Genomic DNA, 12,641 nt, shown 5'->3' with positions numbered 1-12,641 from the left:
CGTGCGGGGAACCCCGGGGGAAGCAGATTTCCCCGCACGGACGTCGGTGGGAGCGAATGCCCACTGTGGTCAGTCAGATCCGAGCCAGTTCGTCGAGCACCCCAGCAGCTTTCGCGATGTCCTCAGTCAACGGCCGATCCTCCAGCCGCTCGTCCAGCACCCCCGCCGCAGCCGCGAACGCCGCCCGCACCGGCAGATCCACCAGCTCCGCCCTCCGGATCCGCAACGCCCGTACCGCCGCCACCAGTTCGCAAGCCAGCACCTGCCGATAAGCCGCCGCAGCCGCGGCAGCTGCCCGGGCGGCCTGGGTCGAGAAGCTCGCGTGGTCCTCGATCCCACGCGACACCACCGCAGTCCCGAGCGTCGCGGGCAACGCCGCCTGCCGCAGTTCGGTCAGCGCGTCGTGCGCCACGTACTCCAGGATCATCACCCCGGAACTCCCCGGCGGCCCGACCGCGAGGAACGGCCGCAAGCCGGTGAATTCCGGTTCCACCAAGTCCCCCAACCGGGCCACGGACAGCTCCGCGACCTGATGCACCGTCGCGCGGGCTTGGTCGAGTGCAGTCGAGACATACGCGGTGTGGAAGTGCGCGTGGTGGTACGCGTCGCCGTGCACCGTGGAGATCATCGGATTTTCCGTACTGGCATTGATCTCCACGGCGAGCACGTCACGCAGATAGTGGATCGCGTCCAACGCGGGACCCTGCACCTGAGGAAAAGCGCGCAGCCCGAAGGGATCCTGAAGCCGACGCCCCGGCTTGGGCGTGCCGTGCATGCCCAACAGCCGACGCATCTCAGCTGCGCACGCCACCTGTCCGGCGTGCGGACGCGCTTCGTGCACAGGCGTCGCGTACGCCTCGGGGTTGCCGTCGAGAGCCACGTACGTGAGCGCGGCGACGGCGTGGCTCGCGCGGGTGAGCGTGTCCAGGCTCATCGCGGCGAGAGTCGCTTCGGCGAGCGTCGCGGCGTTGCTGCTCATGAACGCCAACGCGTCGCCCGCGTGCACCGGAACCGGTGGCACCGCGCCGATCGCCCAATCGCGTTCCCCAGCCAACGCGAGCGCGGTTTCCGCGAGAGGAGCGAGGTCTCCGGTGCCGATCGCGCCCAGCCGGTGCACCACGGGCAGTGCTCCGGTGCGCACGGCTTCGGCGAGCGCACCGATCAGTTCCGGGCTGATTCCGGACCGGCCGGCCAGCAGCTGGTTGAGCCGGATCAGCAGCATCGCGCGGATCTGGCCGTCCGGCAGCAGTTCGCCGCTGCCGCCGGCGTGGCTGCGCAGCAGGCGAAGGCCGTGTTCGGCGGGCTCGTCCACCGCGTCGTCCTTGTTCGCGCCGACGCCGGTGGTGCGGCCGTAGACCACTCGCCGGGTGCTCAGGTCCTCGGCCAGCTTCCACGAGTGCTCGGCGGCGCGCAGCGCGGCGATGGACACGTCGATCGCCAGCGGGCCTTCGGTGTGTGCCGCCGTGACCACGTCGGCACACCGCAGGGTCCGGCCGTCCACTCGGATCACGGCGTGCTCCTCACTCGGTTTCGTCGAGCCGCTGTTCGAGCGCGTCGAGCCGGTTCGCCCAGAACTGCCGGTAGGGCGCGAGCCACGCGTCCACTTCGGCCAGCGGCTCGGCACGCAGCCGGTAACAGCGGCGCTGCGCGGACACCCGCACGCTCACCAGCCCTGCCTCGCGCAGGACGCGCAGGTGCTTGGACACGGCGGGCTGGCTGAGCCGCAGTTCGGCCACCAGTTCGCCGACCGACCGCTCGCCCTCCAGCAGCAGGTCGAGCAGCGCGCGGCGGCGGGGTTCGGCCAGCACGTCGAAGGTCTGCATCACCCCGGAAATCTGCCTCGCGGCGCATATGCCTGTCAAGGAATGCGCGTACCGCCGAATGTCCGTTTTATGGTCTAAACCATTGACCTGGTGGTCTAGTCCACTTACGGTGCCTTTGTCCCTGCCGTTGCCAGTTCGTCACCGACGGTGACTCCTGAAGGGAGCAACGATGCTTCGCTTGCGCAGAACACGCCTGCTGGCTTTGGCGACCGCGGCGTTCGCCGCCGCGGCCGCGCTCGTCCCCGCCGCGTCGACGGCCGCGCCCGCGAGAACCGAGGCCGCGTCCGGCAAGGTGGTCGGCTACTTCACCGACTGGGGCATCTACGACCGCGACTACCACGTGAAGAACGTCGAAACGTCCGGGTCGGCGAACAAGCTCACGCACCTCAACTTCGCCTTCGGTAACGTCGCGAACGGCGGCTGCGCGATCGGCGACGCGTGGGCCGACTACCAGAAAACCTACGACGCGGCGGGCAGCGTCGACGGCGTCGCCGACACCTGGGACCAGCCGCTCGCGGGCAGTTTCAACCAGCTCAAGAAGCTGAAGGCCAAGCACCCCGGGCTGAAGATCATCTGGTCGTTCGGCGGCTGGACCTGGTCCGGCGGCTTCGGCCAGGCCGCGAAGAACCCGGAAGCCTTCGCGAATTCCTGCTACAACCTGGTCAACGACAAGCGCTGGGCCGGGCTGTTCGACGGCATCGACCTCGACTGGGAGTACCCGAACGCTTGTGGTCTCACGTGTGACACGAGCGGTCCCGACGCGTTGAAGAAGCTGCTCGCGGCAGTCCGGGCGAAGTTCGGCTCGTCGAAGCTCGTCACCGCCGCGATCACCGCCGACGGCAGCGACGGCGGCAAGCTCGACGTCGCCGATTACGCGGGTGCCGCGCAGTACGTCGACTGGTACAACGTGATGACGTACGACTTCTTCGGCGGCTGGGCCGCGCAGGGCCCGACCGCGCCGCACTCGCCGCTGACGTCGTACAACGGCCTGCCGACGCAGGGCTTCTATTCGGACGCGGCCATCCAGAAGCTCAAGAGCAAGGGCGTCCCGGCGTCGAAGCTGCTGCTGGGCATCGGTTTCTACGGCCGCGGCTGGACCGGCGTCACGCAGAGCGCGCCGGGCGGCACCGCGACCGGACCGGCCCCTGGCAAGTACGAGCCGGGCATCGAGGACTACAAGATCCTGAAGACCAGCTGCCCGGCGACCGGAACCGTCGCGGGCACCGCGTACGCCAAATGCGGTTCGAACTGGTGGAGTTACGACACCCCGTCGACCATCGCGGGCAAGACCTCCTACGCGAGGTCCCAGGGTCTCGGCGGCACCTTCTTCTGGGAGTTGTCCGGCGACACTTCGAACGGCGAGCTGATCACGGCACTCGCCAAGTAAGCCCGCTCGACGCAGCCGGGGCGCCGGTTCTGTCGGCGCCCCGGTTTATCGTGCTGCGGGTGAAGTTCAGCGGATTCGGGGAGCACGCCGTCGAGTTCTACGACGGGCTGCTCGCGGACAACACCAAGGCCTACTGGGACGACCACGTGGCGATCTACAAGGAGCACGTCCGGGCTCCGATGGAGGCGCTGCTGGCCGAACTGGAGCCGGAGTTCGGCGCGGGCTTCGGGGAGGCGAAGGTGTTCCGGCCCTATCGCGACGTCCGGTTCGCCAAGGACAAGACGCCGTACAAGACCCACTGCGGCGGCGTGATCGAGTCCGGCCGCGGCGGGGGAGCCTATTACGTCGAGGTCGGCCCGGCCGGGCTGCGCGTCGGCGGCGGCTGCTTCCACCTGGCCCCGGACCAGCTGGCCCGGTACCGCACGGCGGTCGACACCGAACTGCACGGGCCCGCGCTGGAGAAGATCCTGGCGAGCCTGCGCAAGGCGGGCTGGGAAATTCTCGGCGACCGGCTGAAGTCCAAACCGCGCGGGTTCGCCGAGGACCATCCGCGCCTCGACCTGCTGCGGCACCGCTCGGTGTACGCCGTACGCGGCTGGGAGCCGGACGACTTCCTGCACGAGCGCGAGGCGCTGGACCGAGTCCGGAAATCGTGGCGCCAGCTGCGGAAGTTCAACGAGTGGGCACGCGACCGCGTGGGGGCGAGCGAGCAGCCGCGCCGCTGATCCGGGCATCCCCCGCGCGGGTGATTCCGGACCGGCGGGGAGGCGGCGGCGCCCAGCGCTCGCCGGTGCCCGGAACTGAATCCTTCCCGCGATCTCCGGCCGGAGTTTCGGGATCGGTACAGACGCGAGCGGCCCGAGCGACTAGGCTCTCCGGACGTGAGCCGACGCGCGAAGATCGTTTGTACATTGGGTCCCGCGACCTCCACCCCGGAGAAGATGCGGGCACTCGTCGACGCCGGGATGGACGTCGCGAGGATGAACTTCAGCCACGGCAGCCACAGCGACCACAAGCAGGTCTACGACCTGGTCCGGTCCGCGGCCGCCGAAAGTGGCCGGGCGGTGGGGATCCTCGCCGACCTGCAGGGACCGAAGATCCGGCTGGGCACGTTCGCCAGCGGATCGGCGGAGTGGCGCACCGGCGACGTCGTCCGGATCACCGTCGAGGACGTCGCGGGCACCCACGACCGGGTCTCGACCACCTACAAGGGACTCGCCAGGGACGCCAAGCCGGGCGACCGGCTGCTGGTCGACGACGGCAAGGTCGGCCTGGTGGTCAAGGACGTCGAGGGCCCGGACGTCGTGTGCGAGGTGACCGAGGGCGGCCCGGTCAGCAACAACAAGGGCGTGTCGCTGCCCGGGATGGACGTCTCGGTGCCCGCGCTGTCCGGCAAGGACATCGAGGACCTGGAGTTCGCGCTGCAGCTGGGCGTCGACTTCATCGCACTGTCCTTCGTGCGCTCGCCCGCCGACATCGACCTCGTGCACCAGGTGATGGACCGCGTAGGCAAGGGACGGCTGCCGGTCGTCGCGAAGATCGAGAAGCCCGAGGCGGTCTACAACCTCGAGGCCATCGTGCTGGCCTTCGACGCGGTGATGGTCGCCCGCGGCGACCTCGGCGTCGAGCTGCCGCTTGAGCAGGTCCCGCTGGTGCAGAAGCGCGCCATCCAGATCTGCCGCGAGAACGCGAAGCCGGTCATCGTCGCCACGCAGATGCTGGAGTCGATGATCAGCAACTCCCGCCCGACCCGCGCCGAGGCCTCCGACGTCGCCAACGCGGTCCTCGACGGCGCGGACGCGGTGATGCTGTCCGGCGAGACGAGCGTCGGCCGGTACCCGATCGAGACGGTCCAGACCATGGGCCGGATCGTCGAGGCCGTCGAGACGGATTCGCCGGTCGTGCCGCCGCTGTCGCACGTGCCGCGCACCAAGCGGGGCGTGATCTCCTACGCCGCCCGCGACATCGGCGAGCGGCTCAACGCCAAGGCGCTGGTCGCGTTCACCCAGTCCGGGGACACCGTGCGCCGCCTCGCGCGGCTGCACACGCGGCTGCCGCTGATGGCGTTCACGCCGGAGCAGAGCGTCCGCAGCCAGCTGGCGCTGACCTGGGGCACCACGACGCAGATCGTGCCGAGGGTGGACTCCACCGACCAGATGATCCAGCAGGTCGACCACGCGATGCTCGAAATGGGCAAGTACCAGCGCGGCGACCTCGTGGTGATCGTCGCGGGCTCGCCGCCCGGGACCGTCGGGTCGACCAACCTGATCCACGTCCACCGGCTCGGTGAAGACGACCACGCATAAGGGACCTGCCGGAACCCGGTTGCAGAGGCTTCGCCTTCCTCCCCTCCGCCACCCTCAACGGAGGCGCTGCGCGCCACTGTAAATTTTCGGCATGACTGAGATGGCCAGGGAAGCCGCCACCGAACTCGACACGAGCCCCGGTGGCGGCGGGCAGCCGGTGCTGGACAAGCTCGTCGCGCTGCTCGACCTGGAGAAGATCGAAGAGAACATCTACCGCGGCGTCTCGCCCGCCCACTCGTCGGTGCGGGTGTTCGGCGGGCAGGTCGCCGGGCAGGCGCTCGTCGCGGCGGGCCGGACCGTTCCGGAGGAGCGGCGGGTCCATTCGCTGCACGCCTACTTCATCCGCGGCGGCGACCCGAGCGTCCCGATCGTGTACGAAGTGGACCGCATCCGCGACGGCCGCTCGTTCACCACCCGGCGCGTCGTCGCCGTCCAGCACGGCAAGGCGATTTTCTCCCTGTCCGCGTCCTTCCAGAAGGACGAGCCGGGCATCGACCACGCCGAGACGATGCCGGCCGGCGTGCCCGATCCCGAATCGCTGCCGACCTTCCCCGAGCTGACCGCGGGCTACGGCCTGCGCTTCAGCGAGATCCCGCGGCCGATCGACATCCGCTACGTCGGCGAGCCGCCGTGGGTCACCCGCACCACCGGCGAACGCCCGGCGCACCACCGCGTCTGGATGCGGGCCGACGGCGCACTGGCCGACAACCAGCTGCTGCACGTCTGCGTGCTCACCTACGCTTCGGACATGACGCTGCTTGACTCGGTGCTCGCACGGCACGGCGTGTACTGGGACGTCGACAAGGTGCTCGGCGCGAGCCTCGACCACGCGCTCTGGTTCCACCGTCCCTTCCGGGCTGACGAGTGGTTCCTCTACGACAGCACGTCGCCGAGCGCTTCGGGTGCCCGCGGGCTCGCCACCGGACGGTTTTTCACCCGCGACGGCCTGCATGTCGCCACCGTGGTCCAAGAAGGACTGCTGCGGGTCCGATAAGGACCGACGACCACTCAGCGTGGCTGTCCGCAGAGGAAAACACCGAAAACTGCCACGCGGCCGTGGCGGAATTGCGCGGGGAAACACGTTTGGGTAATACCCGCGAGGTGAGGGAAGGTGCCCGGGGCCGGTCGGGGGGCGGCCCCGGACACCACGTCATCCGGTTTTCGCGGTAGTCGCGAATGGCCCCGGACGGCCGTCGTCTACGCTGCTCAGGGCGGTCGGCGCGGCTGGATCCGCGTCTCGGCCCGCAGGATGCCAGAGTACAAGCGCACTCTGCATAATGCAGGTCGGAACGAGGTCTCGGCGACTTCCCGGAGCGCCCGCCGGAATTCGCCGGTGTGATTACTCCACTGACAAGTCGATCACCTGGTTAGATATGCAGTGCGGGCAACAATACGGACCGGAGGTGCTGCCGTGGCGAGAGGCCAGGGACCGACCGTTCGCCGCCGGCGCCTCGCGAGCGAGCTGCGGAGGCTGCGCGAAGCCGCCGATCTGACCATCGACGAGGTCGGCGAAAAGCTGGAGTGCTCGGCGTCCAAAGTGAGCCGCATCGAGACCGGCCACGTCGGCGTCACCCCGCGCGACGCGAGGGACATGCTCGCGCTGTACGGCATCACCGGCGACGAGCAGGAGGCGCTCGTCCAGCTGGCGCGCGAAGCGCGCAAACGCGGCTGGTGGCACGCGTACAACGAAGTCTTCACCGGCACCTTCGTCGGCCTCGAAGCCGACGCGAGCTCGCTGCGCGCGTTCCAGGCGCTGCTGGTTCCGGGCTTGCTGCAGACCGAGCGCTACGCGTTCTCGGTGATCCGCGCGCTGCGCCCGGACGCCGAAGAGTCCGAGACCCGCCGCCGGGTCGCCGCGCGGATGGCGCGCCAGCAGCTGCTGGCCGACGACCCGCCGGTCGAGTACTGGGCGGTGATCGACGAGGCGGTGCTGCACCGCGTGGTCGACAGCCCCGAGGTGATGGCCGAGCAGCTGTACCGGATCACCGCGATGGCGGAAAAGCCGAACGTGACCGTCCAGGTGGTGCCGTTCGGAGCCGGGGCGCACCCCGGCATGGAGGGACCGTTCCTCATCATGGGCTTCCCCGAGCAGGCCGATCCCGACGTGGTCTACGTCGACGACAGCACTTCCAGCGGCCTGTACCTCGAACAGCCCGACGACGTCCGGCGCTACGCGCTGATGTTCGACCATCTGCGCGCAGCAGCGCTGAAACCGGACGATTCGGTGGCGCTGATCACCGACGCGGCCGGCCGGTTCGCCGAACAGGCCGCCGTGGTTCAGAAACCGAGGAACACCGACCCGAGACAGTGAGGATGTGGGGACCATGATGGCCGACCTTTCCGGTGCCCAGTGGCGCAAGAGCAGCTACAGCGGCGGCGGCAACGACTGCGTCGAGGTCGCCTTCGTCGCAGGCGGCGCCGCGGTGCGCGATTCCAAAGACCCGGAAGGCGGAGCGTTCCGCCTGCCCGCCGCCGGTTGGCAGGCGCTGCTGGACGCGGTGCGCGGCCAGGGGCAGGCTTGATCCGTTCGCCCGGCTGATCGCGGCACGGAGACCCCTTACCCCGCTCGACCTGGACTTCCCTAGTCGAAAGCGCGGGTAAGGGGTCTTTTCGCGTCCGGGTGTAGGCGATCACCTGATGCCCGGGGCGGTCCCTCAGCACGAAAGTGGACGTCGTCAAGGAACGACCACTCGCTGGGGAGAACACGATGAGCGACTACCACTGGGACGCCACCCGCGCCGAGGTCGACTACCGGATGGCCGAACTGCGCCGCGCCGCCCGCCACGCGCGCATGAGCCGGGGCAACCGGGTCGTGCGCTGGGTGCGCGCGCACCGCATCACGAACGTCGAGGTGCCCCGCCAGGAAAGGCGCACGGCGACGGTGCCGGAGGCCAGGGCGCGACATAGCGCATGAGCCCCGGGACCGGGTCGGGGACGGTAAGGGGGCCGGGCGGGGCGGCTGAGCCGGAACCGGGTTTCCGGGGCGGCCGCTCCGTCCGCCGGATTTTGTTCGGCTTCGTCCGGGGGGCGGGTCTGGCTCCGCTTCGCTGCCTTGCCTGCCCGATCGGGTCCTGGGCGAGTGCCGGTTGCCGGTTCTTGTTCGGCTTCGTCCGGGGGCGGATCTGGCTCCGCTTCGCTGCCTTGCTTGCCCGGCCGGGTCCTGGGCGAGTGCCGGTTGCCGGTTCTTGTTCGGCTTCGTCCGGGGGCGGATCTGGCTCCGCTTCGCTGCCTTGCCTGCCCGATCGGATCCTGGGCGAGTGCCGCCCGCCGGTTCTTGTTCGGCTTCGTCCGGGGCCGGATCTGGCTCCGCTTCGCTGCCTTGCCTGCCCGATCGGATCCTGGGCGAGTGCCGCCTGCCGGATCTTGTCCGGCTTCGCCCGGCGGGACGGGGAACCGGACCGCTCGCCGCCGGTTCGGACCGGGACCGCTTCGCTCGCCGAGCAGGGACCCGATCCCGCATCGCCCGCGCGAGGTGCTCCTCCGCCGCGACCGCCCCCATGCCGCATCGGGTGCGTCTCGCGCGCCGAATGGGGCATGGGGTGCGTCCCGATCGGACGCGCCACCGCGAGCCATCCGGCTCCCTTCCCGCCGGAAGCTCGCTGCGGTCCCCGCGCCCATCAGACCGGGACCACCCGGAAAAGCCGGTCCCCGGAGAGCCCGCACTGGTCGCCTGAAGGGTCCTTCGTCCGCCGGTCGGACGGAGATCACCGGCCGCCACGGCGAAATCCATGTCGGAACTGTCGGGGGTGTAGGTGAGAATGCATCTCGTGCCTCGTCTCGGTTCTGGTATTCCGCTCGTCGCCCGCACACAGGAGATGCGGCGGCTGCGCGCGGCCTTCGCGCGCGCTGAACGCGGAGAAGCAGGTGCGGTGCTGATCGCGGGTGATGCCGGGGTCGGCAAGACCCGCCTGCTCACCGCGCTCGGGGAGCACGTCACGGGCTGCGGCGGGCTCGTGCTCACCGGCCGGTGCATCGACGTGCGCGACGGCGGTCTGCCCTACCTGCCCTTCGCCGAGGCGCTGGCTCCGTTCGGGTCGTCGGCCGATCCCGCGGTGTCGGCCGCGGTGCGGGCGCGGTCCGCGCTCGGGATGCTGCTGCCGCAAGGCGGCGAACCGCAGCCCGCGGCCACCGGCGACCACGGGCAGGTTTCGGAAGGGGAACGCGAGGGCTTCCGCCGGGTGCGGCCCGAGCAGGACCTCGGCCAGCTCCAGTTGTTCGACGCGGTGCTGGGGGTGCTGACCGAGGTCGGCCAGGAGCAGCCGGTGGTCGTCCTGCTCGAAGACCTGCACTGGGCGGATTCCTCCACCCGCAACCTGCTGTCCTTCCTGCTCAGCCGCCTGCGCGCGCAGCGGCTGCTGGTCGTCGGCAGCTACCGCGAGGAGGACGTCCACCGCAGGCATCCGCTGCGCGGCCTGCTGTCCGAACTGGTCCGGCTGAACACCGTGGAACAGCTCACGCTCGCGCCGTTCGGACCGGCTGACGCGCGGGCGTTCGTCGCGGCGCTGGCCGAGGAACCGCTGTCGCCGGACGTGGTCGCGGACATCGCCGAACGGTCCGAGGGCAATCCGTTCTTCGTCGAGGAACTCCTCGCCACCGGCGCCGACTGTCAGGATCTCCCCGCCGGGCTCGCCGAAGTCCTCCTCGCCCGGCTCGAACGCTTCCCCGCGGAGACGCGCCGGGTGCTGCGGGTCATCTCGGTGGCGAACGAGTCGGTGTCGCATGCCGCGCTCGCGCAAGTGGCGGGGATCGGCGACTTGGAGTTGGACGAGGCGCTGCGGGAAGCCGTGCAGCACCACGTCCTGGTCATCGAGAGAGGTTTCTACACCTTCCGGCACGCTCTTCTGCAGGAAGCGGTCTATGGCGATCTGCTGCCCGGCGAGCGCACGCGGATGCACGCGGGGTACGCCGCGCGGATCCAGTCGATGCCGCAGGGTCGCGGCCACGACGCGAAGCTCGCCTTCCACAGTCTGGAAAGCCGGGACTTCGACACTGCCCTGTCCGCGTTGCTGCGTGCCGCGAACGAAGCGGAAAAGCTTGGCGCGCCGGGCGCCGCGCTGCGGCATATCGAGCAGGCACAGTCCATTTGGGACGCGGTGGCCCCGGAGAACCGTCCGGAAGGCATTAGCGAACTGAAGCTGCTCAGCGAGGCGTCGTACTTCGCCGGCACGTCGGGCGAGCCGGAGCGCGCGGTGGCGTACGCGCGGTCAGCGACCGAAGCTCTCAAACCGGACGCGTCGCCGGAACACGCGGCGAAGGTGTGGCGTCGGCTGGCGGAAACGCTGCTCACCTTGGAAGGCACGTTCGACGAGGCGGTTCAGGCGATCGAGCGGGCCTGGGAGCTGGTCGCGGATCGGGAGCCGAGCGGGGCGCGGGCCTGGGTGCTGGCTTCGCGGGCCGGGTTCCAGCGGCTGCTCGATCAGCCGGACGAGGCGCTGGCCAGTGCGCACACCGCGGTCGCTGACGCGCGCGCTGTCGGGGCGGTAGGTGCTGAGGCGTCGGCGCTGGTCACGCTGGGCACGTTGGCCGACGGCGCAGGTGATCCGGTCGAGGCTCGTCAGCGGTTGTGCGAGGCCGAGGGCAAGGCGCACAACGCCGGTGCCTTGAACGTCGAGATTCGGGCGATGTACTTCCTCGCCCTCAGCTACGACGACCAGGCGGAGATGGATCTAGCGCTCGCTCACGCCGCGCGCGGGGTCGAGAGAGCCGAGGCGGTCGGGCTTACCTGGAGCGCGTACGGGCTGGAGTTGCGCGCTCGGCTCCTTTATCTGCGGTACCTCAGCGGAGATTGGCCGAAGGAGGACGCTGCGGGGCGCGCCCGGCGGGGCGTGTCCAGTGCGGTCGCCGCGCGGATTCTGGCCAACTGGGTGCTGTTCCTGGTGGGACGCGGGCGGTTCGCGGACGCGGCCAAGGCGTTGCCGGGGCTTCGGCAGCAGTGGACGGCGGATCTGCAGATCGCCTTGTCGGCGGGCGACGCTGCGATCGAGCTGGCTGCTTGGCGTGGCGAACACGCCGAGGCACTGCGGATTACCGACGAAGTGGTGTCTTGGCTGGAGAAGGTCGAGACCGCGCTGCTCGGCGGGATCCGGATTGTGGCGCTGGCGATTCCGTCGGCGGCGGCGTTGGCCGCGGAGGCCCGGGCCAAGGGGGATCTGGCCGCGGCCGACGCGTTTGTGGCTGCTGGGCGGCGGCTTCTGGAGCATGGGCGGCGTTGCGCTGCCGAAGGGCACCCCCGGTCAGGGTCTATGGGGCCGGAGGGGCGGGCTTGGCTGGCCCGGATGGAGGCTGCCGCGTCCGGGCTGGAGGGTCCGGCGGATCCTGAGCTGTGGGGTGCGGCGGCCGGGGCTTATTCGTATGGGGCGGTTTACGAACAGGCTGTGTGCCGGTGGCACCAGGGGGAGGCGTTGCTGGCCGCTGGACGGCCGGGGGCGGCGGAAGCCCTGGAGGCGGCGCATTCGGTGGCGGTGAAGCTGGACGCTGTTCCGTTGCGGGATGCGGTGCGGGATGTGGCGCGCCGGGCTCGGGTCGAGTTGTCCGGGGTCGAGGCGGTTCCCGTTGCTCGGCCGCAGGTGAATCCGCTGACGGACCGGGAGCGGGATGTGCTGGAGCGGGTCGCGCTGGGGCGGACCAATCGGCAGGTGGGGGAGGAGTTGTACATCAGCGAGAAGACGGTGAGTGTGCATCTTTCCCGGGTGATGGCGAAGCTGGGGGCCAGCCGGCGGGCTGAGGCTGTGGCGATCGCTTACGAGCGGGGGTTGCTTACTGCTCCGGAGTGAGCGGCTCGTCGCTCTGGGGGCGACATCGCGCCCGGGTGGTTGCGTGGGGCACCCCGAAGCTTGATTGTGCTGACGGGCGGCGGGTGCTTGTCAAGGCGGGAAAGATGCCTTGACAAGCACCCGCCGCCCGCAGGGAGGCTTCGTATCGGGGTGCGGGGGAGGGGCTGGGTGCCTCGACTGCTGGGTGCATCGGCCGCGGTGGGCGCATCCCGGCGGGGCGCGGGGCGGGACCGTCGAGGGTCGTGAGGGGAACCCTGAGCTTAAGTTTTAACCTTTGGTGTCCGTTTTCTTGGTCTTGCCGGGGTTGTGTGAGGGGGCTTGGCGGGCGTTTCGTGATCCTGGCGGGCGTCCT

At 70.0% G+C, this 12,641-nt stretch carries 10 protein-coding genes; 8 read left to right on the top strand and 2 right to left on the bottom strand.

The annotated features are described in order from the left end of the window. Positions 1-73 precede the first annotated feature (73 nt). Together BM362_RS44980 and BM362_RS44975 are read right to left on the bottom strand one after the other, a co-directional pair. A complete protein-coding gene (locus tag BM362_RS44980; protein WP_067595136.1) occupies positions 74-1,510 on the bottom strand; it encodes an aromatic amino acid ammonia-lyase in 1,437 nt (478 codons plus the stop codon). Positions 1,511-1,520: 10 nt separating this feature from the next. After that, positions 1,521-1,823: an ArsR/SmtB family transcription factor gene (locus BM362_RS44975; protein WP_202506792.1), complete on the bottom strand. Its 303-nt coding sequence runs from the start codon at positions 1,821-1,823 to the stop codon at positions 1,521-1,523. Between the two features lie 169 nt (positions 1,824-1,992). Between BM362_RS44975 and BM362_RS44970 the strand changes: the two genes are divergently transcribed. The 8 genes from BM362_RS44970 (at position 1,993) to BM362_RS44935 (ending at position 12,289) form a co-directional block, all read left to right on the top strand. Further along, positions 1,993-3,210 carry a glycoside hydrolase family 18 protein gene (locus BM362_RS44970; RefSeq protein WP_067595130.1) on the top strand — a complete coding sequence of 406 codons (1,218 nt, stop codon included), beginning with the start codon at positions 1,993-1,995 and terminating at the stop codon, positions 3,208-3,210. 59 nt (positions 3,211-3,269) lie between these two features. Continuing rightward, positions 3,270-3,935, top strand: a complete 666-nt coding sequence (locus tag BM362_RS44965) for a DUF2461 domain-containing protein (protein WP_093577320.1) — start codon at positions 3,270-3,272, stop codon at positions 3,933-3,935. A 156-nt stretch (positions 3,936-4,091) separates the two neighbouring features. Beyond that, complete coding sequence (pyk, locus tag BM362_RS44960; protein WP_093577298.1) at positions 4,092-5,516, top strand: pyruvate kinase; 1,425 nt, start codon at positions 4,092-4,094, stop codon at positions 5,514-5,516. Positions 5,517-5,607: 91 nt separating this feature from the next. Further along, positions 5,608-6,510, top strand: coding sequence for an acyl-CoA thioesterase (locus BM362_RS44955; protein ID WP_067595123.1), 903 nt, complete (start codon positions 5,608-5,610; stop codon positions 6,508-6,510). A 417-nt stretch (positions 6,511-6,927) separates the two neighbouring features. Continuing rightward, positions 6,928-7,827 carry a helix-turn-helix domain-containing protein gene (locus BM362_RS44950; RefSeq protein ID WP_067595120.1) on the top strand — a complete coding sequence of 300 codons (900 nt, stop codon included), beginning with the start codon at positions 6,928-6,930 and terminating at the stop codon, positions 7,825-7,827. 13 nt (positions 7,828-7,840) lie between these two features. Continuing rightward, entirely contained in the window at positions 7,841-8,038 is a 198-nt protein-coding gene (locus BM362_RS44945) for a DUF397 domain-containing protein (protein ID WP_037809881.1), read from the top strand. A gap of 185 nt (positions 8,039-8,223) precedes the next feature. Further along, positions 8,224-8,430 (top strand): hypothetical protein, encoded by a 207-nt coding sequence (locus BM362_RS44940; RefSeq protein WP_067595118.1) that lies wholly within the window; start codon positions 8,224-8,226, stop codon positions 8,428-8,430. An 844-nt stretch (positions 8,431-9,274) separates the two neighbouring features. Next, positions 9,275-12,289 (top strand): helix-turn-helix transcriptional regulator, encoded by a 3,015-nt coding sequence (locus BM362_RS44935; RefSeq protein ID WP_093577297.1) that lies wholly within the window; start codon positions 9,275-9,277, stop codon positions 12,287-12,289. Positions 12,290-12,641 lie beyond the last annotated feature (352 nt).

Origin of the sequence: Amycolatopsis rubida (assembly GCF_900115345.1) — a bacterium.
In the GTDB taxonomy this organism is placed as follows: Bacteria; Actinomycetota; Actinomycetes; order Mycobacteriales; family Pseudonocardiaceae; genus Amycolatopsis; species Amycolatopsis rubida.
This window is presented reverse-complemented; position numbering and strand designations above follow the sequence as displayed.